Below are 25,001 nucleotides of genomic sequence, written 5' to 3'. Positions count from 1 at the left end.
CATGGAAACCCTGTCTTTCGAATTCCCCGCCGGGCAACCCGCCTTTGGCCGCGCGCTGGTGGGCTGCGTTGGCTCCGGCGACCTGGAAGTGCTGCTGGAGCCCGGCCTCGCCGGCAAATTGTCGATCCAGGTGGTGACCTCGGTGAACGGCAGCGAAGCCCGCTGGCGGCACCTGTTCGAGCGCATGTTCGCCGGCCAGTCGCTGCCGGCCCTGTGCATCGACATCCACGATTTCGGCGCTACCCCCGGCGTGGTGCGCCTGCGCCTGGAGCAGGCCCTGGAGGAGGTGACCCATGACTGACAACGCACGCCTGCTGGCCACCCGCAGCTTCGTCGAACTGGGCGCCCGCCAGCGCGCCCGCGAATTGCTCGACCCGGGCTCGTTCCGCGAGCTGGTCGGGCCCTTCGAACGGCTGGTCTCCCCCTGGCTGCCGCGCCAGGGCATCGTGCCCCAGGCCGACGACGGCGTGGTGGTGGCCAAGGGCAGCATCAATGGCCTGCCGGCGGTGATCGCCGCCATCGAGGGCGCCTTCCAGGGCGGCAGCATGGGCGAGGTGGGCGGCGCCAAGATCGCCGGCCTGCTGGAGCTGGCCGCCGAGGACAACCGCAAGGGCATTCCCACCTGCGCCGTGCTGCTGCTGGAAACCGGTGGCGTGCGCCTGCAGGAGGCCAACCTGGGCCTGGCGGCCATCGCCGAGATCCAGGCCGCCATCGTCGAGCTGCGCCAGTACCAGCCGGTGGTCGGCCTGGTGGCCGGGCCGGTGGGCTGCTTCGGTGGCATGTCCATCGCCGCCGGGCTGTGCAGCCACCTGCTGGTGACCCGCGAAGCGCGCCTGGGCCTCAACGGCCCGCAGGTGATCGAGCAGGAAGCCGGCATCGAGGAATACGACTCCCGCGACCGGCCCTTCATCTGGAGCCTCACCGGTGGCGAGCAGCGCATGGCCAGCAAGCTGGTGGATGGCTATGTCGCCGACGATATCGACGCCATCCGCGAGGCCCTCGGCGGCCTGCTGGCCAGCGACGAGCCGCCGTTGCCCCGCAGCCGCCGGCATGCCTGGTTCCTCGAACGCCTGGCGCGCCTGGGCGATGACTGTGCACAACTGGACGCCGCCGCCGTGCGCGCCCTCTACACGGGAGAACCGCAATGAGCCGTGGAATGCAGTGGCTGCACGCCCTGGCAGGCGACAGCGAACAAGCCGGCTATCCGGCTTCGGTGAAGGTCATCGATGGCGAGGTGGGCAGCCGCGCCGCGCGCTTCATCGCCGTGGTGGCGGATGCCGCCAACCCCTTCCCCCGCGCCCGCAACGGCGAGGTGGGCCTGCTGGAAGGCTGGGGCCTGGCCAAGGCGGTGGATGACGCCATCGAAGCCGACGCCGGGCGCGGCACCAAGCGCGTGCTGGTGGCGGTGGTGGACGTACCCAGCCAGGCCTACGGCCGCCGCGAAGAGGCCCTGGGCATCCACCAGGCCCTGGCCGGCGCAGTGGACGCCTATGCCCGCGCCCGTCTCGCCGGGCACCCGGTGATCGGCCTGCTGGTGGGCAAGGCCATGTCCGGCGCCTTCCTCGCCCACGGCTACCAGGCCCAGCGCCTGATCGCCCTGGACGACGCCGGGGTGATGGTCCACGCCATGGGCAAGGCCGCCGCCGCGCGCATCACCCTGCGCAGCGTCGACGACCTCGAAGCCCTCGCCGCGACCATCCCGCCCATGGCTTACGACCTCGACAACTACGCCTCCCTCGGCCTGCTCTGGGAGCGCCTGGCTGTGGATAACGTCGAGCAGCCCGCTGCCGCCGATGTCGCCCGGATGCGCAATTGCCTGGTGCGGGCGGTGGCGGATATCGGCACCACCACCGACCTGCGCGGGCGCCTCGGCGCCGAGAACCGCGCGGCCTCGGCGAAGGTGCGGGCGATGCTGCGGGCGCAGTGGTAAGGCCCTCGCACAGGAGCGGACCATGAAGGCCAATCATCCTCACGATCTCCTCTGGGGCCTCGCCCCGGAGCAACTGCCCGCCGAGGCCCCGGCCTGGGCGCGGCAGGTGCTCGCCGCCGGCCTGCCGGTGGTGGTGCGCCGCGCCCTGTGCGAGCCGGGCCGGGTTGCCGTGGGTGTGCGTGGCGCCAGCCGCGAACAGCGCTTCGCCACGCTGATGCCCCTTGCCGCCATCCAGCGCTGCATCAGCCCGGAACAGCTGCGCCCGCGTACAGCCGGGCATTGGCCGGCGCTGCGCGCGCTGGTGGAGGTTGCCCCCGTGCTGGAGGCCACCGGCCTCGCCTGGGGCCCCACCGGCGGCGTCGGGTTCGAGCTGGCCACCGGCGTGCCGGTGCTGCATGGCGAAAGCGACCTCGACCTGCTGCTGCACACTCCCGAACCCTTCGAGCGCCAGCGCGCCCGTGAGCTGCTGGCGCTGCTCGACCGCGCCTGCTGCCGCATCGACCTGCAACTGGAAACCCCGTTCGGCGCCATCGCCCTGCGCGAATGGGCCGGTGATTCCCGCCGCGTGCTGCTCAAGTGCGCAGAGGGCGCGCGCCTTGTGGATAACCCCTGGCAGGCCCTGGAGCACGCGGCGTGAGCAGCCTCTTCGCCTTCCCCGGCCAGGGCGCGCAGCAGGTGGGCATGCTCCACCAGCTGCCCCCCGAGGCACGCGCCTGCCTGGACGAGGCCAGCGCAGCGCTGGGCGAAGACGTGCTGGCGCTGGACTCGGCCGAGGCGCTGCAAGGCACCCGTGCCGTGCAGCTGTGCCTGCTGATCACCGGGGTCGCTTGCGCACGCCTGCTGCTGGAGGAAAGCCCGGCGCCGGATTACGTGGCCGGCCTGTCCATCGGCGCCTACGGGGCGGCGGTGGCCACCGGTGCCCTGGAATTCGCCGATGCCCTGCGCCTGGTGGCCCTGCGCGGCGAGCTGATGCAACAGGCTTATCCGCAGGGCTTCGGCATGACCGCCATCGGCGGGCTCGACCTGGGCACCCTCGAACGCCTGATCGCGGAGGCCGAAGGCCCGGTGTTCCTGGCCAATATCAACGCCGACAACCAGCAGGTGATCGCCGGCAGCGACGCCGCCATGGCCGCCGTCGCCGCGCGCGCCCGCGGCCTGGGCGCCGGCCTGGCGAAGCGCCTGGCGGTCAGCGTGCCGTCCCATTGCGCGCTGCTGGAGGCACCGGCCCGCGAGCTGGCTGCGGCCTTCGCCGAGGCGCAGCTGCGCAGGCCAGCCATCGGCTACCTCAGCGGCACCACCGCACGGCCGATCCACGACCCGAACGCCTGCGCGACGACCTCGCCTTCAACATGTGCCGCGTCGTCGACTGGCACGGCACCCTGCGCAACGCCTACGAACGCGGCGTGCGCCTGCACATCGAACTGCCCCCCGGTGCCGTGCTCAGCGGCCTGGCGCGACGCGTATTCGACCAAGGTACGGTGATCGCTTTCCAGGGCACCCGCCGCGATACGCTGGACGCCCTGCTGCGTCGGGAGGTAGGTCGAACGCCCTGACCCCCCGCGCGTTTCGAAGCACAAGAACAACAACTTCGACAGAACCGAGGACAACAACAATGATCATCTACGGTGTCGCCTTTCTCGCCCTGTGCACCCTGGCAGGCCTCTTCATCGGAGAGCTGCTGGGCAAACTGCTCGGTGTCCCCGCCAACGTCGGCGGCGTGGGCATCGCCATGCTGCTGCTGATCTTCATCGGCAGCTACCTCAACAAACGCGGCCTGATGAGCGCCAAGTCCGAACAGGGCGTGGAGTTCTGGAGCGCGGTCTACATCCCCATCGTGGTCGCCATGGCCGCCCAGCAGAACGTGCTCGGCGCGCTCTCCGGCGGGCCGATGGCGATCCTCGCCGGCGTCGCTGCGGTGGTGCTGGGTTTCGCCATGGTTCCGGTGCTGGACAGGCTCGGACAAAAGAAGCCCTCGGCGGCCCCCGCTGAGCCCCTGACCCAAGCGCAACGGTGACCGCCATGTACGAATCCATGTTGAAAGTGATCAACGGCTACGGGCTGATCAGCGGCTTCGCGGTGATCGGCGTGACCATGTGGCTGTCCTACTGGCTCTCCGACAAGCTCACCCGTGGGCGCCTGCACGGCTCGGCCATCGCCATCTTCCTCGGCCTGGTGCTGTCCTATGTGGGTGGCGTGGTCACCGGTGGGCAGAAGGGCCTGGTGGACATCTCCCTGCTGTCGGGCATCGGCCTGCTGGGGGGCGCCATGCTTCGCGACTTCGCCATCGTCGCCACGGCCTTCGGGGTGAACATCGAGGAGCTCAAGCGCGCTGGTGTTTCCGGGGTGATCTCGCTGTTCGTCGGCATCGGCACCTCCTTCGTCGCCGGTGTCGGCGTGGCCCTGGCCTTTGGCTACACGGACGTGGTCAGCCTCACCACCATCGGCGCCGGGGCGGTCACCTACATAGTCGGGCCGGTCACCGGTGCGGCCATCGGTGCCAGCTCCGAGGTGATGGCGCTGTCCATCGCCGCCGGCCTGGTGAAGGCCATCCTGGTGATGGTGGCGACGCCCTTCGTGGCGCCGCTGATCGGCCTCAATAACCCGCGCACGGCGGTGATCTTCGGCGGCCTGATGGGCACTTCCAGCGGCGTGGCCGGCGGCCTGGCGGCCACCGACCCGAAGCTGGTGCCCTATGGCTGCCTGACCGCCGCCTTCTACACCGCGTTGGGCTGTTTGATGGGCCCGTCGGTGCTGTTCTTCGCCATGCGCGGGCTGATGGGCTGAAGCCTTGTCCTACAAGCGGCGCTGGGGTCGGGCGCCGCTTTGGTTTAGCATCCCGCGTCTTTCGGGGTGCGGCGGCCCGCTGGAGCACCGCGCCGTTTTCCTCTCGCCCAGCCTGGTTGCCTCCGATGCCTTCATTGCGTGCCTGCCTGCTCATCCCCCTGCTGCTTCTACCCGCCATCGCCCAGGCCGCCGAGGTTGACGGCGCCAGCCTGAGCCTGCTCTGGGCGCTGCCGTTCGCCGGCATCCTGCTGAGCATCGCGCTGCTGCCGATCATCGCCAGTGATTTCTGGCACCACCATTTCGGCAAGATCACTGCCGGCTGGACGCTGCTGTTCCTGGTGCCCTTCGTCGCCAGCTTCGGCGCCCACGCGACGCTGGCCATGGGCGTGCACGTGCTGTTCGGCGAGTACCTGCCCTTCATCGTGCTGCTGCTGGCGCTGTTCACCATCTCCGGCGGCATCCTGGTGCAAGGCAACCTGCACGGCTCGGCCGGGCTCAACACCCGGCTGCTGGCCCTGGGCACGCTGCTGGCCTCGGTGATGGGCACCACGGGTGCGGCCATGCTGCTGATCCGCCCGCTGCTGCGCGCCAACGACAACCGCCGGCACAACGCCCATGTGGTGGTGTTCTTCATCTTCCTGGTGGCCAACGTCGGGGGCGGCCTAACACCCCTGGGCGACCCGCCGCTGTTCCTCGGCTTCCTCAAGGGCGTGGACTTCTTCTGGACCCTGAAGCACATGGCCGTACCGGTGCTGGCCATGGCGCTGCCGTTGCTGGCGATCTTCTACGTGATCGATCGCTACCTCTTCAGCCGCGAAGACGAACTGGCTCCCGCCGACCCCACCCCCGATGCGCCGCTTTATGTCCATGGGCAGTTCAACTTCCTGCTGCTGGCCGGCGTGGTCGGTGCGGTGCTGCTCTCGGGGGTGTGGAAGCCGGGCATCGGTTTCGACCTGCTGGGCACCCGCGTGGAACTGCAGAACCTGGTACGCGACGGCCTGCTGCTGGCCCTGGCGGGGCTGTCGCTGTGGCTGACCCCGCGCTGGGCACGCAAGGGCAACGAATTCAACTGGGGGCCGATAGTCGAAGTGGCCAAGCTGTTCGCCGGCATCTTCATCACCCTCACCCCGCTGATCGCCATCCTTCGCGCCGGCCGCGACGGGCACCTGGCAGCGGTGGTCGCCGCCGTTACCGGTGCCGATGGCCAACCGCTGGACACCATGTATTTCTGGATGACCGGGGTGCTGTCCAGCTTCCTCGACAACGCACCCACCTACCTGGTGTTCTTCAACCTCGCCTCCGGCGACGCTCAGGTGATGATGGAGCAGTTGCCACAGACCCTGCTGGCGATCTCCATGAGCTCGGTGTTCATGGGCGCCATGACCTACGTCGGCAACGCGCCGAACTTCATGGTCAAGGCCATCGCCGAGCAGCGCGGCGTGAAGATGCCGAGCTTCTTCGGCTACCTGCTCTGGTCCTGCGCCGTGCTGCTGCCGCTGCTGGCGGTGCTGCAGTGGGTGATGCTCTAAGGGGGCGCTCGGCGTTCCCTGTAGGGGCGAATTCAGTGGTTCTGTCTGCGTTAAGTGTTGCTAGAAGAATTGAGCCCAGCTGATTGCTGAGTTCTGGTGATGCTTCTGGTTTCGCCCCCCCGGGCGAGTCCCTTTTTTCAGTCGTCGGGATGCCGAACCACAAAAAAGGAACCAAAAACGCTCGCCCCTGCATACGGGTCTGGCTTCGCCAGACTCCCCTCGCTCCATCATCGTTACTCGCTACGCTCGCCCTTCGGGCCGCACTGAAGTGCGTTCGCCGCAAGCGGCGTCCAGGGGCACGCCGCGAAGGGCCATCCCTGGCCCATCGCGGCTCTCGCGACATCCATGTCGCTCAACCCCTTCCACGACGATTGCGCTCGGCCTCCTGAAAGGGGCATTTGGCCGCCGCTCCAACGTCTTCGCCAGAGCCTTCATCGATGTGCGCATCACGCTCGGGGCACGGTGGCTTACGTAGGGTGGCGTAGAGCGAAGCGAAACCCACGCGGTGGGCGTGACAGGGAGTCATAAATGTTCGGAAAGTACCGTGCTTGAGGCCTTTCTTTAAAATCACAACAGCTAACGCAGACAGAGCCACTTCAGTCGCCCACTGGCGCCGCCTTCAACCCCCGCGCGCCAGGCTGTACATCCGGCATTCGGCCAGCAGCGCCAGCAGGTTCGGGTCGCGCTCCTTGGCCTTGAGGAAGACCACGCCTATGTGCTGCTGCAGGCGGTAGCGCGCCTGCAGCGGGATGAGCTTCACGCGGTTCTCGTACACCGCGGCGATGCGCCCGGGCAGCAGGGCGTAGCCGACCCCGGAGCTGACCATGCTGAGCAGGGTGAAGATGTCGTTCACCTGCATCGCCACCTTCGGCTCGAAGCCCGCCTGCTGGAACACCCGGCCGCCGTCGCGGTGGGTGGCGAAGCCCTGGGTCAGGGTGATGAAGGTGGAGTCGGCCAGGTCCGCCAGGTCCACTTCGGGCTGGCCGGCGAAGGGCGAGTCGGTGGGCACGGCGAGGAAGATGTCGTCGGAGAACAGCGGCAGCTGCTCGCAATCGCCATCGCTCACGCCCTCGTCGAGGGACACCAGAATGGCGTCCAGCTCCATGTTCTTCAGCTTGTAGAAAAGATCGACGTTGGAGCCGAGGATCAGGTCGATGTTCAGCTCGCTGCGCCGCAGCTTCAGGCCCATGATCAACTGCGGCACCGTCTTCACCGTCAGCGAATAGAGCGAGCCGAGCTTGAAGCGCTCGGCCGAGAAGCCTGCCGCTTCACGGGTCAGGCGCACCGTCTCGAGCACGTCCTGCACCAGCTTCTGCGCACGCTCCTCCAGCACGAAGGCGCTCTCCAGCGGTGTCAGGTTGCGCCCCTCGTGCTTGAACAGCGGGCAGCGCAGGGCGCTCTCCAGGGAGTGGATGGCGCGGTGCACGCTGACGTTGCTGGTGTTCAGCTCGGCCGCTGCGCGGGAGAGGTTGCCGCTACGCATGAAGGCGAGAAAGGTCTGCAGCTTCTTCAGGGTGAGTTCGTCGTCGATCTGCATGGCACCGCGTCCCGGTCCGGGTGATTGAGCGAAGCCCTCATCCTACAAGTTCGCGCCCGCGAACCCGATGGGACCTTTAGTGAATAAGCTAATAATGCATAAGTAAATAAATTCTTATTCCTTAACAGATATATGGGCAGCCCCTAGACTCCTCCTCGTCGAAACATTGCAAGGAGGGCTCGCCATGCGCAGCCAGGCCATTCGTTACCTGATCCTGCCGGGATGGCAGGGCTCGCCAGACGAGCATTGGCAGAGCCATTGGCAACGCACCCTGCCCAACGCCAGCCGCGTCGAGCAGGCCGATTGGGACCTGCCCGAGCGGGACGCCTGGGTCGCGGCGCTGGAGCGCGCCATCGATGCCGAGCGCACGCCGGTGATCCTCATCGCCCACAGCCTCGGTTGCGTCACCGTCGCCCACTGGGCCCGGCAGGCCGACCCGGACGTGCTGCGCCGGGTACGCGGTGCACTGCTGGTGGCGCCGGCCGACGTCGAGCGCCCCGGCTGCCCCGAACCGCTGCAGGGCTTCGCCCCGATTCCCCGGGCCGCGCTGCCGTTCCCCACGCTGCTGGTGGGCTCGGACAACGACCACGCCGCCAGCACCCCGCGTGCGCTGGAGCTGGCGCGCCAGTGGGGCGCCGAGCCGGCCATCCTCGCCGGTGCCGGGCATATCAACGTGAAGTCCGGCCACCATCTCTGGGAGCAGGGGTTCGCCTACCTCTACCGGCTGCAGGGTCGCATCGAGCAACTGACCCGCAAGCGCGCCTGAGCACCTGCCCAGGATCGGCTGCGCGTCGGAACAACGGCGTTGAAAACGACATCGGGCTTGCCCATTTGCAGCTCGTGAACTTCGCGCCCCCGGCTGTTTTCGCCTTGTTCTTCTCCAGCTCGCTCGATCCCGAACAGGTTCATTTTTCAATGTGACGCCAGGGCCCGCTGCTTCGCAGCCAGGGCCCGGCGGGAGATTTCGTTCATGACCCAGGAACATACCGGCCAGCCCCTGCTGAGCTTCGCCGATGCCGACCGCAGCCCCCTGAGCATCCGCGCCCGCGCGCTGGTGTTCGTCGACGCCCGCTCGCGGCGCCTGCGCGAGGAGGTGGAGCAACTGGCACCGGCCGCCGTGCCGGTGCTGATCCAGGGCGAGACCGGCACCGGCAAGGAGTTGCTGGCGCGGCAGATCCACAAGGGCAGCGAACGCCCGGGGCTGTTCGTGGCGGTGAGCTGCAGCGCCATCAGCAAGGTCTACGCCGAGGCCGAACTCTTCGGCCACGCCCCGGGTGCCCATGCGGGCTCGGCCAGCAGCCGCGCCGGCTGGTTCGGCTCGGCCAATGGCGGCACCCTCTACCTCGACGAGATCGGCGACCTGCCGCTGCCCCTGCAGGCCAAGCTGCTGGCGGCCCTGGAAAGCCGCGAGGTGACCCGCGTCGGCGCTGCCCAGCCGACCCCGGTGGACGCCCGCCTGGTGGCCGCCACCAGCATCGACCTGGCCAAGGCGGTGGCCGCCGGCAAGTTCAACGAGCGCCTGTACCAGTACCTGGATGAAGGCCGCGTCGAGCTGCCGCCGCTGCGCGAGCGCCCGGACGACATCCTGCCCCTGGCCGAATACTTCCTCGGCATCTACGCCCAGCGCCTGGACCTGCCGCTGCCCTTGATCAGCACCGCCGCCCAGGCCGCGCTGGAGAGCTACCCCTGGCCGGGCAACACCCGCGAGCTGGAGAACAGCGTGCACTTCGCGCTGCTGGTGAGCGACGGCGACGAGGTGCTGCCGCAGCACCTCAACCTGCCGCCCGCGCCGAGTTATGCACAGCTCGCGCTGCAGCTGCGCCAGCTGGCCGCCAACGATGTGGATAACCTGCGGCAGCTGTTCGCCGAGGTGCTGGCGGGGTAAAGCGGTGGATCGACACCCCGGAGGCAGGCCCTAGCCGTGCAGGTGGAACAGCTTGTGCACGATGCGCCAGCGGCCGTCGATCTTCAGCAGCGAGAGGTAATCGATGAAGTCCAGGCCGGCGTAGACGTCGGTGACCTTGGCCAGGGCGGTGTCGCCGGTGAGGTCCAGGGACTCCAGACGCCACACCGGCGCTTCGCCCTCGGCCACCACCGGGCCCCTGGCCTGCAGGCCGGCGATGAAGGCTTCCGGCGAGAGCCACTGCAGGTCCGGGCCGAAGTGCCCGACGATGCGGCTGTCGGGGTGGAAGGCGCTGCGCAACAGCGTCGCGTCCGCCCGCACCATGCCTTCCACGTAATCCCGTACCACCGCCTCGATGGCCTGGCGTTCCGCTTCCATGTCCGTGCTCCTGTCGCGTGGGAAAGGCCAGAGCCTAGCCCGCCCGGACCGATACCGCAGCTCCCGATGTTCCGTACCGCGAACCCTCCCAACCGCCATAACGCCCATCGCCCCGATGCGCGGCGCGGCTCGGGGCTGGACGGTGGATCGGAGACGCGCGACCCACCCTACGGGCGCTTCATCTCACGGGGCCTGGGTCAATGGATCTGCCCGGCCGCCTGGAGGCGCTCGCGGGTGGCGCGCAGGCGCGGCAGGGGCAGGCATACCAGCAGGGTGGCAACCAGCACGCCCACGCCCATCAGCGGCAGGTTGGCCAGGCCCATCCCGGTGCTCAGCCACAGGCCGCCGACGAAGGCGCCGCTGGCGTTGCCGAGGTTGAAGGCGGCGTGGCTGAGGGTGGCGGCGAGGCTGGCGGATTCGCCGGCCTGTTCCACCAGCAGCAGTTGCAGCGGCGAGGAGATGGCGAAGCTGGCCACGCCCCAGAGGAACAGGCAGGCCAGGGCCAGCACCGGCACCTGGGCGAAGACGAACAGGCCCAGCAGGCACAGGGTGCTCACCGCGAAGGCGCCGGGCAGGGCGAAGCGGAAGCCCTTGTCCGCCAGGCGGCCGCCCAGCAGGTTGCCGAGGGTCAGGCCGATGCCGAACAGCAGCAGGGCGAAGTTGGCATGCTCGGGGCTGAAGCCGGAAACATCACGCAGCAGCGGGCTGATGTAGGTGAACACGCCGAACAGCGCCACCGACGACAGGCTGCACACCCCCAGCGCATGCAGCACCGGCCGGCGGAAGATGCCGTCCCAGGCACCGGCGGCGCTGGGTTGTGGCTTGGCGGTGGCCGGCAGCCAGAGGAACTGCGCCAGCAGGGTGAGGAAGCCCAGGGCCGCCACCACCATGAAGGTCACCCGCCAGCTGGTGGCCTGGCCGAGCCAGGCACCGGCCGGGACGCCGAGGACGTTGGCGATGGTCAGGCCGCTGAGCACCAGGGCCATGGCCGAGGCGCGGCGGTGGGGCGGCGCCAGTTCGGCGGCCAGCAGGGTGGCGCAGCCGAAGAAGCCGGCGTGACTGAAGGCGGTGAACATGCGCGCGGCCATCAGCCATTCGTAATTCGGTGCCAGGGCGCAGCCGAGGTTGCCCAGGGCGTAGGCGCCCATCAGCCAGAGCAGGGCCTGGCGGCGCGGCAGGCGGCCCAGCAGCGGGCCGAGCAGGGGCGCGCCGATGACCACGCCCATGGCATAGGCGCTGACCAGCAGGCCGGCGTCGGAGAGGCTCACGGAGAGGTCCTGGGCCACTTCGGGCAGCAGGCCCATGATGATGAATTCGCTGCTGCCGACGACGAAGCCGCCAAGGGCCAGTGCCAGCAGCGGCAGGGAGAGGAGGGTGCCTGGATTCATGGTGTTTCCGATGGTGGGGCGTTTTGCGAGGGGCGCGGATTCTACGCGCTTTCCCTTGCAATGACCTGACAGTCGAGCAGGTTCAGGCGTTCCACCTCGCCCTCCAGCGGCAGCACCCTGAGGGCCTGTAGCACGCGGGTGGCGGCGCGCTCGCCGATCTCCAGGGCCGGCGGGCGGATGGTGGTCAGGCTGGGCAGCAGCATCTCGGCGAAGGGGTAGTCGCCGAAGCCCATCACCGCGCAATCCCCCGGCAGGTCCAGGCCCGCCCGTTGCGCGGCGAGCAGGCCACCGGCGGCGAGGTTGTCGTTGGCGAAGATGATCGCGTCCGGCTGCGGCGAGCGCTTCATCAGCGCCTCCATGGCCTGCTTGCCGGCCTCGAAGGGCGCCAGGCCGCTGCTGGGCACGAAAACCCAGGGTTCGAGGTCGGCCTCGCGCAGGGTGTCGGCATAACCGTCGCGGCGGTCCAGTGCGCTGAAGTCGCCGGCGGCGCTGTTCTGCACGAAGGCGATGCGCCGGTGGCCCTTGTCCAGCAGGTAGCGGGTGGCGGCGACACCCACGTCGCGATGGAGGAAGCCCACCTGCATGGGCGCGCGCTCGGGCTGGTAGTCCCAGACCTCGACCACCGGGATGTCCGCCTCGGCGAGCATCTTCTCGGTGCCGGGGCTGTGGAAATGACTGGTGACCACCAGGGCTGCCGGCGACCAGCCGAGGAAGGCGCGCACGGCGCTCTCTTCCTGTTCCTCGGAGAAGTAGCTGGAGGCCAGCAGCAGCTGGTAGCCGTGGCGCGCCAGGGTGTCGCTGAAGCCCTGGATGGTGTTAGCGAAGATCGGCCCCGAGATGTTGGGGATGACCATGCCGACGATGCGCCCGCGCGCCGAGGCGAGCCCGCCGGCCACTAGGTTGGGCACGTAGCCCAGCTCGGCCACCGCCGCTTCGATGCGCCCGCGCAGCTCCTCGGAGACCTGCTCCGGCTGGTTGAAGTAGCGCGACACGGTAATGGCGGAAACGCCGACGCGCTCGGCCACGGCGCTGAGGGTGACGCGTCCTGCGCCTCGGCGCTTGCGGGGGCTGCTCATGAATTGTTCATCCTGAAAGGCATATAAAAGTAATTTTTAATTATTTGACGATCTATTAGCGTCGCTCTGATACTGGCGATGTTAGCGCTAACAAATACCGGCTGTCTGCCTTTTTGCTGCCACTCGCACGAGCGAGACCAGACCGCGACAGCCCACAAGGAGCCTGCAAGCAGCAGGCGCGTCTGGTCTCCGCAGGGCAGTGAAACGAGCATGAGCATCCATAACCATCCGGCCGCACCGCGCGGTCTTCGCAACACCCACGGCGGGCGCCGCAGCCCGCTGGCCATCGGCATCCTCCTGGCGGCGCTGGGGAGCGCCGCCGGGGCCGCCGAGAAAACCACCGGCGCCACCGAGGACGGCCAGAAGGCCGCGCCGACCCTGAACACCGTGACCGTCACCGCCACCCGCCGCGAAGAGACGCTGCAGAAGGTGCCGGTGGCCGTCTCGGTGGTGGAGGGCGAGCAGCTGGAGCGCGACAACCGCAACGGCGTCTCCAGCATCGTCAGCCAGGTGCCGACCCTGAACTTCCGCGCCGGCGCCTCGAACAAGGACACCTCGCTGTTCATCCGCGGCGTGGGCACCATCTCCACCTCGCCGGGCGTCGAGCCCACCGTCGCCACCGTGGTCGACGGCGTGGTCTACGGCCGCCCCGGCCAGGCCACCCTGGACCTGCTCGACCTGGAGCGCATCGAAGTGCTGCGCGGCCCCCAGGGCACCCTGTTCGGCAAGAACGCCTCGGCCGGCGTGCTCAACATCGTCAGCAAGGAGGCGCCGGAAGAGACCCACGGCTACGTCGACTACTCGCACTTCGGCGGCGGCAACGAGAACCGCCTGCGCTTCGGCATCGGCGGGCGCCTCAGTGACAGCCTCAAGGGCTCGCTGACCACCTTGCTGGGTGGCTACGACGGCAATGTCGAGAACGTGCACAACGGCCATGACGTCAACGGCTACTACCACAAGGGCGCGCGCGGCAAGCTGGAGTTCGAGCCCAACGAGGACTTCCGCTTCACCCTGATCGCCGACTACATGAAGAGCCGCGACGACATCGCCGCCGGCCCCATCACCAAGGTCACCAACGCCGGTTTCGCCAGCGCCCTGCTACCGGTCACCGCCGACAGCGATTCGCGCAAGCTGAACAACGACCAGCGCACCTATGTCGACGACGTCAACCAGGGCCTGTCCGGCCAGTTCGACTGGCAGCTGGGCGACTACACCCTGACCTCCATCAGCGCCTGGCGCGGCTGGGAGAACACCCAGTTCCAGGACGGCGACCGCCTGGCGACCCTGCCGGTGGCGGCCTCCCACGACAAGGGCGAGGTGGATTACAACCAGTACTCTCAGGAGCTGCGCCTGGCCTCGCCCAAGGGCGAGTTCCTCGAATACGTCGCCGGTGCCTACGTCATGCACAGCAAGGCGGAGGAAACCTATCGCCGCCTGTCCATCACCGGTTCGGTGCCCAACACCGGTCGCGCCGACTACAGCGTGACCGGCGACAGCTACTCGCTGTTCGGCGAGAGCACCCTGAACTTCACCCAGGACCTGCGCGGCATCTTCGGCCTGCGCTGGACCCACGACGCGCTGGAATACGACCACCGCCGGGTTTCCACCTCGCCCACCGCCGTGGCCGGCGTGCAGCCCTCCACCGCCAGCAGCGGCTCGGTGGACGAGGACGGCTGGTCCGGCCGCATCGGCCTGCAGTACGACCTCAGCGACGCCGTCACCGCCTACGCCACCTATTCCCGTGGCTACAAGGGGCCGGCCTACAACGTGTTCTTCAACATGCAGCCCCGTGACACCGGCGCGCTCAAGCCGGAGACCTCCGACTCCTACGAGGTGGGCCTCAAGGCCAGCGCCCTGGGCGGCCGCGCCACCGCCAACCTGGCGGTGTTCCACACCGACTACGACGACTACCAGGCCAACTTCCCCGACCTGGTCGCCGGTACCGTGGTCACCCGCCTGATCAACGCCGGCGCGGTGAAGACCCAGGGCGTCGAGCTGGACTACGCCTTCCAGGCCACCCGCCAGCTCAAGCTCTCCGGCGCGGTTGCCTACACCAAGGCGCGCATCGACAGCTTCCAGTGCCCGCCGGGCGCCGCCTCCAGCTGCAACGTCGACGGCTCGCCGCTGCCCTTCAGCCCGGACTGGAAGAGCTACGTGCGCGCCGACTACGTGATCCCGCTGGACAACGGCCTGGATATCGAACTGGCCACCGACTACAGCTGGCAGGACAAGGTGCAGTACAGCCTCGACCAGAACCCCGACACCATCCAGGGCGCCTACGGCATCTGGAACGCCAGCATCGCCCTGGCCGATTACAACCAGGGCTGGCGCGTCGCGCTGCTCGGCAAGAACCTAGCCGACAAGTCCTATTCGCCGCTGCTCGCCACCGGTACCGGCTACGTCTACCGCGTGGTGCCGCGCGATGACGAACGCTACTTCGGCGTGCAGCTGCGCAAGGACTTCTGACCCCCAAACCGCCTTGTGTGAACGGACTGCCGAGGCCCGCCCAGACGGGCCCGGCAGGACCTCCACGACATCACCAGGGAAAACCGACATGACCGCATCGCAACGCACACTCAGACTGGGCGCATTCCTCATGGCCACCGGGCACCACGTCGCCGCCTGGCGCCACCCGGACGTCCCCGCCGACACCCTCGATTTCGCCCAGTACAAGCACCTGGCGCGCATCGCCGAGGCGGCGAAGTTCGACGCCCTGTTCGTCGCCGACAGCGTCGCCGCGCCCACCGGCGACATCGCCAGCCAGATGGCCCGCTCCACCTACTTCGAACCGCTGACCCTGCTCAGCGCCCTGGCCGCCGTCACCGAACGCATCGGCCTGGTGAGCACCGTCACCACCAGCTACAACGAGCCGTACCATGTGGCGCGCAAGTTCGCCTCGCTGGACCATATCTCCGGGGGCCGTTCGGGCTGGAACCTGGTGACCTCCGACGCCGCCGCCGAGGCGCTGAACTTCAACCGCGACGCCCACCTGGGCCACGCCGAGCGCTACGCCCGCGCCCGGGAATTCCACCAGGTGGTCACCGGCCTGTGGGACAGCTGGGAAGACGATGCCTTCCTCCGCGACAAGGCCAGCGGCCAGTACTACGACCCGGCCAAGCTGCACGTGCTCGACCACCAGGGCGAGCATTTCCGCGTGCAGGGCCCGCTCAACGTCGCCCGCTCGCCCCAGGGCCGGCCGGTGGTGGTGCAGGCCGGCTCCTCGGAGACCGGCCGCGAGCTGGCCGCCGAGACCGCCGATGTGGTGTTCACCGCGCAGACCTCCCTGGCCAAGGCCCAGGCTTTCTACGCCGATCTCAAGGGGCGCCTGGCGAAGTTCGGTCGCCACGAGGACGACCTGAAGATCATGCCCGGCGCCTTCGTCGTGGTCGGTGCCAGCGAGGCCGAGGCGAAGGAGAAGTTCGAGCAGTTCCAGGAGCTCGTGGACCCCCGCGTCGGCGTCGCCCTGCTGGGTCGCATGCTCGGCAACTTCGACCTCTCCGAATACCCGCTGGACGGCCCGCTGCCCGAGCTGCCGCTGACCCAGGACGGCCAGCAGAGCCGGCAGAAGCTGCTCACCGAACTCGCCGGGCAGGAGAACCTCACCCTGGCCCAACTGGGCCGGCGCATCGCCGGGGGGCGTGGCCACCACAGCCTGATCGGCACCCCGGCGCAGATCGCCGACGAGCTGCAGGCCTGGTTCGAAGGGCGCGGCGCCGACGGCTTCAACGTGCTGGTGCCGCACCTGCCCGCCGGGCTCGAGGACTTCGCCACCCAGGTGGTGCCCGAGCTGCAGCGCCGCGGCCTGTTCCGCACCGAGTACGAGGGCCGCACCCTGCGCGAACACCTCGGCCTGGCGCGGCCGGCGAACCGCTTCGCACGCCCTGCGTGAACAGTCACCGGGGCCCGCACACGCGTGGCCCCGCCAACCTCAAGTGAGATCCCTATGACTTACATCGCCGCCCCCGACCGCTACGAACGCATCCCCTATCGCCGCGTCGGCCGCAGCGGGCTGGTGCTGCCGGCCCTGTCCCTGGGCCTGTGGCACAACTTCGGCGACGCCACGCCCATCGACACCCAGCGCGCGCTGTTGCGCACCGCCTTCGAGCTGGGCATCAACCACTTCGACCTGGCCAACAACTACGGGCCGCCCTATGGCAGCGCCGAGATCAATTTCGGTCGCCTGCTGCAGGAAGATTTCCGCGCCCACCGCGACGAGCTGGTGATCTCCACCAAGGCCGGCTGGGACATGTGGCCCGGCCCCTACGGCCAGGGCGGCAGCTCGCGCAAATACCTGCTCTCCAGCCTCGACCAGAGCCTGGCGCGCCTGGGCCTGGACTATGTGGATATCTTCTACTCCCACCGCTTCGACCCGGACACGCCCCTGGAGGAAACCGCCGGCGCCCTGGCCAGCGCGGTGCAGCAGGGCAAGGCGCTGTACGTGGGCATTTCCTCCTACTCGGCGGGCAAGACCCGCGAGCTCGCCGCGCTGCTGCGCGAATGGAAGGTGCCGCTGCTGATCCACCAGCCGGCCTACAACCTGCTCAACCGTTGGGTGGAGAAGGACCTGCTGGCCACCACCGAGGAACTCGGCACGGGCGTCATCGCCTTCACCCCGCTGGCCCAGGGGCTGCTCACCGGCAAGTACCTCGGCGGCGTGCCGGAGGATGCGCGGGTCAACCGCCCCGGCGGCGCCTCGCTGCGCCCGGAGCACCTGTCCGAGGCCAACATCGCCCGGGTGCGTGCGCTCAACGAGATCGCCCAGCGCCGTGGCCAGAGCCTGGCCCAGTTGGCCCTGGCCTGGACCCTGCGCGACGCGCGGGTGACCTCGGCATTGATCGGCGCCAGCCGCCCGGAGCAGATCGTCGAGAACGTCGCCGCCCTGGACAACCTCGCCTTCAGCGCCGAGGAGTTGGCGGAGATCGATCGCCACGCCGTGGAAGGCGGCATCAACCTCTGGGAAAAACCCTCCACCGACTGGCAGGACTGACCATGCAACGACTTCGACTGGGCGCCGCGTTGCTGGCGCTGCTGGCCCTGGCGCAAGGCGCCCTGGCCGACCCCGCGACCCTGCGCATCGGCTACCAGAAAGGCTCCGCCAGCCTGGTGCTGGCCAAGGAGCACGGCCTGCTGGAGCAGCGTTTCCCTGGCACCCGCGTGCAGTGGATCGAATTTCCCGCCGGCCCGCAGATGCTCGAGGCGCTCAATGTCGGCAGCCTGGATGTGGGCTCCACCGGCGACATCCCGCCGATCTTCGCCCAGGTCGCTGGCGCCGACCTGCTCTACGTCGGCGCGGAGCCGCCCAAGCCCCAGGCCGAGGTGATCCTGGTGCCCGAGGGCAGCCCGATCCAGTCGGTGGCCGAGCTCAAGGGGCGCAAGGTGGCGTTCCAGAAAGGCTCCAGCGCCCACAACCTGCTGCTACGGGCGCTCAAGGCGGCGGGCCTGTCCATGGCTGATATCCAGCCGCTGTTCCTTACCCCAGCCGACGCCCGCGCCGCCTTCGAGCAGGGCAGCGTGGACGCCTGGGCGATCTGGGACCCCTTCTACTCGGCGATGGAGCTGGAAGGCCACGCGCGCCTGCTGGCCAACGGCGAGGGGCTGGGCCTGAGCGGGCCCTTCTACCTGGCCGCGCGCGATTACGCCGAGGGCGACCCGGCCTTCATCCACGCGCTGCTGGACGAACTCACCAGCGCCGAAGCCCTGACCCGCGACGACCGCGAGGCGAGCATCGCCCTGCTGGCGAAGTTCATGGGCCTGGCCCCGGCGGTGATCGAACGCAGCTTCCAGCACCGCCCGGCCTCGCCCATCGGCCCAGTCACCGACGAAATCGCCGCCGCCCAGCAGCGCACCGCCGACCTGTTTCTGGAGAACCGGTTGTTACCCAGGCGGGTGGATATCGGCCGCGCGGTGTGGCGGCCGTAGGGGGGCGAGGCCTGTGATGGGTTTCGCTGCGCTCTACACCATCCTACGGGTGGTTACGGATTGCCGGTGGCTGATCGGTGTGTAGGGTGGATGACGCTCTTTTCATCCACCAAGCGATGCCGCAGGGAACGGGCTTTCTGGTGGGAGCGAATTCATTCGCGAAAGGCCCGAAGGGCCGCTTTTTCCTGCCAGCACGGTGCCGTGAAAAGGCGGGAGCGCGTTGCGCTCCATCGCGAATGAATTCGCTCCCACAGGGTTTCGCCTGCGAAGGTGAGAATCACCCCACCAGGAACTTGGCGAGGAATTGCCGGGTGCGTTCTTCCTTCGGGGCGCTGAACAGGGTCTTGGCGTCGCCCTGTTCGACGATCACGCCCTTGTCGATGAAGATCGCGCGGTTGGCCACGTCGCGGGCGAAGCTCATCTCGTGGGTGACGATGACCATGGTGCGCTTCTCCTCGGCCAGGCCGCGGATGGTCGCCAGCACCTCGCCCACCAGCTCGGGGTCGAGGGCGGAGGTGGGTTCGTCGAAGAGGATCACGTCGGGCTCCATGGCCAGGGCGCGGGCGATGGCCACCCGTTGCTGCTGGCCGCCGGAGAGGCGCTTGGGGTAGGCGTCTTCCTTGCCCGCCAGGCCGACCTTGGCCAGCAGGGCGCGGGCCCGTTCGGTGGCGCGCTCGCGGGGTTCCTTCTTCACCACCACCGGGCCTTCGGTGATGTTCTCTAGCGCGGTGCGGTGGGGGAACAGGTTGAAGTTCTGGAACACGAAGCCCACGTGCTGGCGCAGCCGGCGGATCAGCGCCTGCTGGGGCTTCAGCGGCTTGCTGGCGTCGATCTCGATGTCACCTACGCGGATGCTGCCGCCGCTGGGTTCTTCCAGCAGGTTGAGGCAGCGCAGCAGGGTGGTCTTGCCCGAGCCGCTGGGGCCGATGATGGCCACCACCTCGCCCGGCTCGATGGTCAGGTCGATGCCCTTGAGCACCGCCTGCTCCTTGAAGGACTTGGTCAGGTTACGGACGGTGATCATCAGGTGTCCTGTTCATGGCGGTTGACCCGCGCTTCGAGGCGGCTCTGGAAGTGCGACAGCACGCTGGCGAGTACCCAGTAGATCAGCGCGGCGGCCAGGTACATGGTGAAGATCTCGAAGGTGCGCGCGGTGATCAGCTGCGCCTGGCGGAACAGCTCCGGCACCTGGATGGTGGCGGCCAGCGCGGTGTCCTTGACCAGGGAGATGAAGCTGTTTCCCAGCGGCGGCAGGGCGGTGCGCGCGGCCTGCGGGAGGATGGCGCGGACCAGCGTCTGGCTGCGGCTCATGCCGATGCTGGCGGCGGCTTCCCACTGCCCGCGATCGATGGAGGCGATGGCGGCGCGGAGGATCTCCGAGGTGTAGGCGGCCATGTTCAGCGAGAAGCCGATCAGTGCGGCGGGCAGCGGGTCGAGCTGGATGCCCAGCTGCGGCAGGCCGTAATAGATCATGAACAGCTGGACCAGCAGCGGGGTGCCGCGGAAGAACGATACGTAGATGCGCGAGGCCCAGCGCAGGGGGGCGAAGCCATAGAGGCGGGCGAGCGCGAGGAGGAAGCCCAGCAGCAGTCCGAAGAACATGCCGCCGAGGCTCAGTACCACCGTGTAGACCGCACCCTTGAGAAGGAAGGGTGCGGAGTCCAGCGCCAGTTGCAGGCTGGTTTCGATCATTGGGTCACGTCAGCCTTGAACCATTTCTCGGAGATTGCCTTGAGGGTGCCGTCGGCCTTCAGCTTGGCGATGGCCTTGTCGATGGCGGCGAGCAGTTCCGGGTCACCCTTGCGCAGGGCGATGCCGGACTCCTGGCGGGAGAAGGGCTCGCCGGCCACGGCCAGGCGGCCACCGGTCTTCTCGACCATTTCGAAGGCGGCCAGGCGGTCCACCAGGATGGCGTCGATGCGGCCGACGTTGAGGTCCTGGAACTTGGTGGGGTCATCGTCGTAGGTGCGGATATCGGCCTTCGGCGCGTTTTCCTTCAGCCACTGCTCGTAGTTGGTGCCCAGGCCGACACCGACCTTCTTGCCGGCGAGGTCGGCGGCGCTCTTGATGCTGTCTTCGTTGCCCTTGCGCACCAGTGCCTGGATGCCGGAGACGGTGTAGGGGGTGGAGAAGTCGTACTTCTTCTTGCGCTCGTCGGAGATGGTCACCTGGTTGATCACCAGGTCCAGGCGCTTGGATTCCAGGGCGGCGAGGATGCCGTCCCACTTGCTCGGCTGGAAGTCGACCTTCACGCCCAGCTCCTTGGCCAGGGCTTCGGCGAACTCGACTTCGAAGCCGGTGAGCTTGCCGCTCTCGTCCTGGAAGTTGAAGGGCGGGTAGGTGCCTTCCAGGCCGACCTTGACCGAGCCCTTCTCCTTGATCTGCTGCAGCAGTTCACCGGCCACGGCGCTGTTGCCGATGAAGCTGGCGCCGAGGGCCAGGCCCAGGGTGCCGATGAGGAATTGACGACGCAGGGTTGCGAATTTCATGGGTGAGCCTCACGAGACAGGTGGCGAAAGTGTGGCAATTCTGGGGATGTCGCTTTATTCAATAAAATAATAATAAGTTTGGTTTACGGTTATTCAGGGAATAAGCAGCGCTCAGGCTCCGCCCCCTGTGCGGGGTGGTAGGCGAAGAGCGCGGGCGAGCCGCCGGTGTGCAGGAAGATCACCGGGCCATTCCCCTCGAAGGCGCCGTTTTCCAGGCCATCGAGCAGACCGGCGAAGGCCTTGCCAGTGTAGACGGGATCGAGCAGCAGCCCTTCGCTGGAGGCGACCTGGCGGATGGCGGCGAGGGTGCCGGCATTGGGCTCGCCGTAGCGCGGGGCGAAGTACTGGTCCCAGAGTTCCACGCGCAGGGCCGCGGGCAGCGGGGCGCCCAGCAGGTCGGCGGTGCGTTGCAGCAGGCCTTCCACCTTGGGCCGCTGGGTGGCATCGGGGCGCGACACCGTGACGCCCACCACCCGGGTGCCGGGCAGGGCGTGTTCCAGGGCCAGGGCGAGGCCGGCGTGGGTGCCGGCGCTGCCGGAGGCCAGCACCACGGCGGCGCCCTGCAGGCCGCTCGCCTTGATCTGTTCGGCCAGCTCCAGGCCGGCGCGCACGTAGCCCAGGGCGCCCAGGGCGTTGGAGCCACCGATGGGCACCACGTAGGGGGTGCGGCCAGCGGCGCGCAGGCGCTCGGCGGCCTCGGCCAGCAGCTGGTCGGCTGTGTCGAGGTTGGGCACCAGCTGCACCTCGGTGCCGAACAGGTCCAGCAGCAGGCGGTTGCCGTTCTCCAGGTAGTTGCGGTCGGCGGTGCCGATGGGGTTTTCCAGCAGGGCCACGCAGCCCAGGCCCAGGCGCGCGGCGAGGGCGGCGGTCTGGCGCACGTGGTTGGACTGGATGGCGCCGGCGGTGACCAGCACGTCCGCGCCCTGGGCCAGCGCATCCTGGGCCAGGTATTCGAGCTTGCGCACCTTGTTGCCGCCGAGGGCGAAGGGGGTGATGTCGTCGCGCTTGACCCAGATGTCGCGGCCGACCCGGCGCGAGAGGTGTTCGAGCTTCTCCAGCGGGGTGGGCGCGGTGACCAGTTCGAGGCGGGGGAAGCGGGCGAGGGCGGCGGTGATCATGGCGGGACTTCGTGTTGCGGGAGTTGGGGCATCACTCTAGTGAGCGGCGGCCGAGGGGGCAATTCGCAGAGGCGACATCAAGGCATGTCGCAGGCGACCGAGGGTCTTTCCTGGTCCTGTATTTATGGAATATGAGAATAATAAAACGGTATTTGTTGGTTATAAGAATTCGCCGTAGTGTCGCTTCCAACCCGGCTACACCCAGACCGGGAAACCGACACGTCGCTCGCGGCTGACGATCCAGCCGGAGCCTGCCAACACCAAGGACCATCATGAAGAAGACCCTGCTCCTCACCGCCCTGGCCGCCGCCCTTTCCGCCTCCCTGGCCAGCGCCGCCGAGAAACTCACCGTCGCCGCCACCCCGGTGCCCCATGCCGAGATCCTCGAACTGATCAAGCCGCAGCTGGCGAAGGAAGGCGTGGATCTGGAAGTGAAGGTCTTCACCGATTACGTGCAGCCCAACCTGCAGGTGGACCAGAAGCACTTGGACGCCAACTACTTCCAGACCAAGCCCTACCTGGACAACTTCAACAGCGGCAAGGGCACCCACCTGGTCATCGTCAAGGGCGTGCACGTCGAGCCCTTCGGCGGTTACTCCAGCAAGTACAAATCCCTGAAGGAACTGCCGGACGGCGCCACCATCGCCATCCCCAACGAAGGCAGCAACAGCGGCCGCGCCCTGCTCCTGCTGCAGAAATCCGGCCTGCTGAAACTCAAGGACCCGAGCAACGCCCTGGCGACCCCGAAGGACATCGCCGAGAACCCGCACAACTTCAAGTTCAAGGAACTGGAAGCGGCCCTGCTGCCGCGCGTGCTGGACCAGGTCGACCTGGCCCTGATCAACACCAACTACGCGCTGGAAGCCAAGCTCAACCCGTCCAAGGACGCGCTGGTGCTGGAAGACCGCACCTCGCCCTACGTGAACTACCTGGTCGCCCGCCCGGACAACAAGGACAGCGACGCCATCCAGAAACTCTCCGCCGCGCTGACCAGCCCGGAAGTCAAAGCCTTCATCGAGAAGAAGTACTCCGGCGCGGTAGTCCCGGCCTTCTGATCGACCCCAGAGCCACGATGGTGTGGGCACCGCCTGTGCCCATGCCTCTCCTCACGCCGACGAGTCTCGACTATCGTCGGCGCTCTTTTTTGTGGGGCGGCATTGCCCACCTTGTAGGGGCGAATTCATTCGCCCAGCAGTCCCTCGGACTGCCCTGCAAGGCCTGGGACCGCTGCGCGGTCCTTGGCGAATGAATTCGCCCCTACATCCCGCACGACTCCTCGGAGGCACCCATGCCCGAATCCAAACCCGGCCTTTCCACCCGCGCGGTGCACAGCGGCAATGACGTCGACCGCAAGATGGTCACCCGGCCCAAGAGCCTGCCCATCTACGAATCCTCGGTGTTCGTCTACGACAACCTGGAGCAGGTTGACGACTTCCTCGCCGGCAACCCCGACAACTACATGTACACGCGCATCGCCAACCCCAACCAGGCGGCCCTGGAGCACCTGGTGCGGGACCTGGAAGGTGGCGAGGCGGCGCTGTTCTCCGCCTCCGGCATGGCCGCGGTGAGCGCCGCGCTGCTGGGCCGGTTGAGTGCCGGTGACCACCTGATCGCCAGCCGCGAGCTGTACGGCACCACCCAGAGCCTGATCGAGAAGGAGCTGGCGCGCTTCGGCATCAGCGCCACCCTGGTGGAGATCAACGACCTGGCGGCGGTGGAGGCGGCCATCACCCCGGCGACGCGGATCATCTACACCGAGACCGCCTCCAACCCGCTGGTGCGGGTCAGCGACATCCCCGCCCTGGCCAGGCTGGCCAAGGCGCGCGGGCTGAAGCTGCTGGTGGACAACACCTTCCTTTCGCCGGCGCTCTACAACCCCCTGGCCGCCGGCGCCGACCTGGTGCTGCACAGCACCACCAAGTACCTCAACGGCCACAGCGACGCCACCGGCGGCATCCTCGTCGGTGACGCCGAATGGGTCGCCCAGGCGCGGCGCTTCCAGATCAACGCCGGCGGCAGCGCCAGCCCCTTCGAGGCCTGGCTGACCTTCCGTGGCGCCAAGACCCTGGCCCTGCGCATGGGAGCCCACTCGGCCAACGCCCAGGCCCTGGCCGAAGCGCTGGAGGCCCACCCGAAGGTGGCGCGGGTGTTCTACCCGGGCCTGCCCTCGCACCCGGACTTCGAACTGGCCCGCCGGCTGTTCCCCAAGGGTGCCTCGGGCATGCTCGCCTTCACCCTCAAGGGCGGCCTGACGGAGGTGGACGGGCTGATCCGCGCCCTGCGCAACACCGCCTTCGCCCCGTCCCTGGCTGGCGTCGCCAGCAGCATCACCCACCCCGGCAAGACCAGCCACCGCGCCCTCTCCCAGGACGCCCTGGCCGAGCTGGACATCCACGACGGCACCATCCGCGTGTCGGTGGGCATCGAGGATGCGGCGGATATCGTCGCCGACTTCGTGCAGGCGCTGGATAGCCTCTGACGAGGCGCGGAACGCTGTTCCCGTGGGAGCGAATTTATTCGCGAAAGGGCCGCGAAGCGGCCCCCAGGCTCTAACCGAGCGGCAGCCTTGCAGGCTGCTTCGCGAATGAATTCGCTCTGTCTGCGTTAAGTGTTGCTAGAGGATTTGAGCTCAGCTGATTGCTGAGTTCTGGTGATGTTTCTGGTTTCGCCCTCCCGGGCGAGTCCCTTTTCTCAGTCGCCAGAAAAGGAACCAAAAGGGCTTGCCCCATCATCCGGCCCCGGCTTCGCCGGGGTTCCCTCACTCCATCGTCGCTCTGGGGGGCCGGCGCGATGGGCCATCCATGGCCTGGCGCGCCTCTCGCGGCATCCATGCCGCTCGTCCCCCGGCGCAACGACTGCGTTCGGCCTCCTGGAGGGGCGTTGGCGGCTGCTCCAACTTTCTTCGCTCAAATCCACACATTGATGTGCGCACCAACCCAACGTGCACGTA

At 68.2% G+C, this 25,001-nt stretch carries 23 protein-coding genes and 1 pseudogene; 16 read left to right on the top strand and 8 right to left on the bottom strand.

Annotated features, from left to right (window positions below):
• Position 1 precedes the first annotated feature (1 nt).
• From PSm6_RS08935 to PSm6_RS08900, 8 genes and pseudogenes are all read left to right on the top strand, one after another.
• Complete coding sequence (locus PSm6_RS08935; protein WP_111263021.1) at positions 2–301, top strand: malonate decarboxylase subunit delta; 300 nt, start codon at positions 2–4, stop codon at positions 299–301.
• Entirely contained in the window at positions 294–1,148 is an 855-nt protein-coding gene (locus PSm6_RS08930) for a biotin-independent malonate decarboxylase subunit beta (protein WP_265170058.1), read from the top strand. Before PSm6_RS08935 ends, PSm6_RS08930 begins: the two co-directional genes overlap by 8 nt.
• A complete protein-coding gene (gene mdcE / locus PSm6_RS08925) occupies positions 1,145–1,930 on the top strand; it encodes a biotin-independent malonate decarboxylase subunit gamma (protein ID WP_031287139.1) in 786 nt (261 codons plus the stop codon). The genes PSm6_RS08930 and mdcE overlap by 4 nt, the downstream gene beginning before the upstream one ends.
• A 22-nt stretch (positions 1,931–1,952) precedes the next feature.
• Entirely contained in the window at positions 1,953–2,567 is a 615-nt protein-coding gene (locus PSm6_RS08920) for a malonate decarboxylase holo-ACP synthase (RefSeq protein WP_021217722.1), read from the top strand.
• A pseudogene (mdcH, locus tag PSm6_RS08915) lies at positions 2,564–3,483 on the top strand (malonate decarboxylase subunit epsilon). The gene PSm6_RS08920 and the pseudogene mdcH overlap by 4 nt, the downstream one beginning before the upstream one ends.
• A 59-nt stretch (positions 3,484–3,542) precedes the next feature.
• Positions 3,543–3,944 carry a malonate transporter subunit MadL gene (gene madL, locus PSm6_RS08910; protein ID WP_021217720.1) on the top strand — a complete coding sequence of 134 codons (402 nt, stop codon included), beginning with the start codon at positions 3,543–3,545 and terminating at the stop codon, positions 3,942–3,944.
• Positions 3,945–3,949: 5 nt separating this feature from the next.
• A complete protein-coding gene (gene madM, locus PSm6_RS08905) occupies positions 3,950–4,714 on the top strand; it encodes a malonate transporter subunit MadM (RefSeq protein ID WP_021217719.1) in 765 nt (254 codons plus the stop codon).
• 125 nt (positions 4,715–4,839) lie between these two features.
• On the top strand, positions 4,840–6,243 hold the full coding sequence (locus PSm6_RS08900) for a sodium:proton antiporter (RefSeq protein WP_031287138.1): 1,404 nt from the start codon (positions 4,840–4,842) through the stop codon (positions 6,241–6,243).
• 619 nt (positions 6,244–6,862) lie between these two features.
• Here PSm6_RS08900 and PSm6_RS08895 read toward each other — a convergent pair.
• Positions 6,863–7,780, bottom strand: coding sequence for a LysR family transcriptional regulator (locus PSm6_RS08895; RefSeq protein WP_021221766.1), 918 nt, complete (start codon positions 7,778–7,780; stop codon positions 6,863–6,865).
• 184 nt (positions 7,781–7,964) lie between these two features.
• Between PSm6_RS08895 and PSm6_RS08890 the strand changes: the two genes are divergently transcribed.
• The gene (locus PSm6_RS08890) at positions 7,965–8,546 is read left to right on the top strand and encodes an RBBP9/YdeN family alpha/beta hydrolase (protein ID WP_043246648.1); all 582 of its coding nucleotides are present in this window, start codon (positions 7,965–7,967) and stop codon (positions 8,544–8,546) included.
• A 204-nt stretch (positions 8,547–8,750) separates the two neighbouring features.
• Positions 8,751–9,665, top strand: coding sequence for a sigma 54-interacting transcriptional regulator (locus PSm6_RS08885; RefSeq protein WP_021221764.1), 915 nt, complete (start codon positions 8,751–8,753; stop codon positions 9,663–9,665).
• Between the two features lie 30 nt (positions 9,666–9,695).
• Here the strand turns inward: PSm6_RS08885 and PSm6_RS08880 are convergent, their stop codons facing one another.
• The 3 genes from PSm6_RS08880 to PSm6_RS08870 form a co-directional block, all read right to left on the bottom strand.
• The gene (locus tag PSm6_RS08880) at positions 9,696–10,061 is read right to left on the bottom strand and encodes a nuclear transport factor 2 family protein (protein WP_265170057.1); all 366 of its coding nucleotides are present in this window, start codon (positions 10,059–10,061) and stop codon (positions 9,696–9,698) included.
• Positions 10,062–10,258: 197 nt separating this feature from the next.
• Positions 10,259–11,449 carry an MFS transporter gene (locus tag PSm6_RS08875; RefSeq protein WP_021221762.1) on the bottom strand — a complete coding sequence of 397 codons (1,191 nt, stop codon included), beginning with the start codon at positions 11,447–11,449 and terminating at the stop codon, positions 10,259–10,261.
• Positions 11,450–11,490: 41 nt separating this feature from the next.
• Positions 11,491–12,525, bottom strand: a complete 1,035-nt coding sequence (locus PSm6_RS08870; RefSeq protein WP_265170056.1) for a LacI family DNA-binding transcriptional regulator — start codon at positions 12,523–12,525, stop codon at positions 11,491–11,493.
• Positions 12,526–12,741: 216 nt separating this feature from the next.
• Here PSm6_RS08870 and PSm6_RS08865 point away from each other — a divergent pair, with 216 nt between their 5' ends.
• The 4 genes from PSm6_RS08865 to PSm6_RS08850 all read left to right on the top strand — a co-directional run bounded on the left by PSm6_RS08865 (position 12,742) and on the right by PSm6_RS08850 (position 18,444).
• Complete coding sequence (locus PSm6_RS08865; RefSeq protein ID WP_371877120.1) at positions 12,742–14,991, top strand: TonB-dependent receptor; 2,250 nt, start codon at positions 12,742–12,744, stop codon at positions 14,989–14,991.
• An 88-nt stretch (positions 14,992–15,079) separates the two neighbouring features.
• The gene (locus PSm6_RS08860) at positions 15,080–16,414 is read left to right on the top strand and encodes an LLM class flavin-dependent oxidoreductase (RefSeq protein WP_265170054.1); all 1,335 of its coding nucleotides are present in this window, start codon (positions 15,080–15,082) and stop codon (positions 16,412–16,414) included.
• A 54-nt stretch (positions 16,415–16,468) separates the two neighbouring features.
• A complete protein-coding gene (gene mgrA, locus PSm6_RS08855) occupies positions 16,469–17,512 on the top strand; it encodes an L-glyceraldehyde 3-phosphate reductase (protein WP_021221758.1) in 1,044 nt (347 codons plus the stop codon).
• 2 nt (positions 17,513–17,514) lie between these two features.
• A complete protein-coding gene (locus PSm6_RS08850) occupies positions 17,515–18,444 on the top strand; it encodes a sulfonate ABC transporter substrate-binding protein (RefSeq protein ID WP_031288602.1) in 930 nt (309 codons plus the stop codon).
• Positions 18,445–18,721: 277 nt separating this feature from the next.
• Here PSm6_RS08850 and tcyN read toward each other — a convergent pair whose 3' ends face one another.
• The 4 genes from tcyN to PSm6_RS08830 form a co-directional block, all read right to left on the bottom strand.
• Entirely contained in the window at positions 18,722–19,468 is a 747-nt protein-coding gene (tcyN, locus tag PSm6_RS08845; RefSeq protein ID WP_265170053.1) for an L-cystine ABC transporter ATP-binding protein TcyN, read from the bottom strand.
• Positions 19,468–20,136, bottom strand: coding sequence for a cystine ABC transporter permease (tcyL, locus tag PSm6_RS08840; RefSeq protein ID WP_184489804.1), 669 nt, complete (start codon positions 20,134–20,136; stop codon positions 19,468–19,470). The genes tcyN and tcyL overlap by 1 nt, the downstream gene beginning before the upstream one ends.
• Positions 20,133–20,933: a cystine ABC transporter substrate-binding protein gene (tcyJ, locus tag PSm6_RS08835; RefSeq protein WP_265170052.1), complete on the bottom strand. Its 801-nt coding sequence runs from the start codon at positions 20,931–20,933 to the stop codon at positions 20,133–20,135. Before tcyJ ends, tcyL begins: the two co-directional genes overlap by 4 nt.
• A gap of 89 nt (positions 20,934–21,022) precedes the next feature.
• Entirely contained in the window at positions 21,023–22,051 is a 1,029-nt protein-coding gene (locus tag PSm6_RS08830) for a D-cysteine desulfhydrase (RefSeq protein ID WP_265170051.1), read from the bottom strand.
• A 272-nt stretch (positions 22,052–22,323) separates the two neighbouring features.
• Between PSm6_RS08830 and PSm6_RS08825 the strand changes: the two genes are divergently transcribed.
• Both PSm6_RS08825 and PSm6_RS08820 read left to right on the top strand, forming a co-directional pair.
• Entirely contained in the window at positions 22,324–23,106 is a 783-nt protein-coding gene (locus tag PSm6_RS08825) for a MetQ/NlpA family ABC transporter substrate-binding protein (RefSeq protein WP_021221752.1), read from the top strand.
• Between the two features lie 233 nt (positions 23,107–23,339).
• Positions 23,340–24,530 carry a trans-sulfuration enzyme family protein gene (locus tag PSm6_RS08820; protein ID WP_265170050.1) on the top strand — a complete coding sequence of 397 codons (1,191 nt, stop codon included), beginning with the start codon at positions 23,340–23,342 and terminating at the stop codon, positions 24,528–24,530.
• Positions 24,531–25,001 lie beyond the last annotated feature (471 nt).

The organism is Pseudomonas solani (genome assembly GCF_026072635.1).
GTDB classification, from domain to species: Bacteria; Pseudomonadota; Gammaproteobacteria; order Pseudomonadales; family Pseudomonadaceae; genus Metapseudomonas; species Metapseudomonas solani.
This window is presented reverse-complemented; position numbering and strand designations above follow the sequence as displayed.

Bases quoted from the DNA above. Each gene is read 5' to 3' on its own strand.
- mgrA (WP_021221758.1), top strand. From the start codon at position 16,469: ATGACTTACATCGCCGCCCCCGACCGCTACGAACGCATCCCCTATCGC.
- PSm6_RS08930 (WP_265170058.1), top strand. From the start codon at position 294: ATGACTGACAACGCACGCCTGCTGGCCACCCGCAGCTTCGTCGAACTG.
- PSm6_RS08860 (WP_265170054.1), top strand. From the start codon at position 15,080: ATGACCGCATCGCAACGCACACTCAGACTGGGCGCATTCCTCATGGCC.
- madM (WP_021217719.1), top strand. From the start codon at position 3,950: ATGTACGAATCCATGTTGAAAGTGATCAACGGCTACGGGCTGATCAGC.
- PSm6_RS08830 (WP_265170051.1), bottom strand. From the start codon at position 22,051: ATGATCACCGCCGCCCTCGCCCGCTTCCCCCGCCTCGAACTGGTCACC.
- PSm6_RS08820 (WP_265170050.1), top strand. From the start codon at position 23,340: ATGCCCGAATCCAAACCCGGCCTTTCCACCCGCGCGGTGCACAGCGGC.
- PSm6_RS08890 (WP_043246648.1), top strand. From the start codon at position 7,965: ATGCGCAGCCAGGCCATTCGTTACCTGATCCTGCCGGGATGGCAGGGC.
- PSm6_RS08880 (WP_265170057.1), bottom strand. From the start codon at position 10,061: ATGGAAGCGGAACGCCAGGCCATCGAGGCGGTGGTACGGGATTACGTG.
- PSm6_RS08885 (WP_021221764.1), top strand. From the start codon at position 8,751: ATGACCCAGGAACATACCGGCCAGCCCCTGCTGAGCTTCGCCGATGCC.
- tcyN (WP_265170053.1), bottom strand. From the start codon at position 19,468: ATGATCACCGTCCGTAACCTGACCAAGTCCTTCAAGGAGCAGGCGGTG.
- madL (WP_021217720.1), top strand. From the start codon at position 3,543: ATGATCATCTACGGTGTCGCCTTTCTCGCCCTGTGCACCCTGGCAGGC.
- PSm6_RS08935 (WP_111263021.1), top strand. From the start codon at position 2: ATGGAAACCCTGTCTTTCGAATTCCCCGCCGGGCAACCCGCCTTTGGC.
- mdcE (WP_031287139.1), top strand. From the start codon at position 1,145: ATGAGCCGTGGAATGCAGTGGCTGCACGCCCTGGCAGGCGACAGCGAA.
- PSm6_RS08870 (WP_265170056.1), bottom strand. From the start codon at position 12,525: ATGAGCAGCCCCCGCAAGCGCCGAGGCGCAGGACGCGTCACCCTCAGC.
- PSm6_RS08875 (WP_021221762.1), bottom strand. From the start codon at position 11,449: ATGAATCCAGGCACCCTCCTCTCCCTGCCGCTGCTGGCACTGGCCCTT.
- tcyJ (WP_265170052.1), bottom strand. From the start codon at position 20,933: ATGAAATTCGCAACCCTGCGTCGTCAATTCCTCATCGGCACCCTGGGC.
- PSm6_RS08895 (WP_021221766.1), bottom strand. From the start codon at position 7,780: ATGCAGATCGACGACGAACTCACCCTGAAGAAGCTGCAGACCTTTCTC.
- PSm6_RS08900 (WP_031287138.1), top strand. From the start codon at position 4,840: ATGCCTTCATTGCGTGCCTGCCTGCTCATCCCCCTGCTGCTTCTACCC.
- PSm6_RS08920 (WP_021217722.1), top strand. From the start codon at position 1,953: ATGAAGGCCAATCATCCTCACGATCTCCTCTGGGGCCTCGCCCCGGAG.
- PSm6_RS08850 (WP_031288602.1), top strand. From the start codon at position 17,515: ATGCAACGACTTCGACTGGGCGCCGCGTTGCTGGCGCTGCTGGCCCTG.
- PSm6_RS08825 (WP_021221752.1), top strand. From the start codon at position 22,324: ATGAAGAAGACCCTGCTCCTCACCGCCCTGGCCGCCGCCCTTTCCGCC.
- tcyL (WP_184489804.1), bottom strand. From the start codon at position 20,136: ATGATCGAAACCAGCCTGCAACTGGCGCTGGACTCCGCACCCTTCCTT.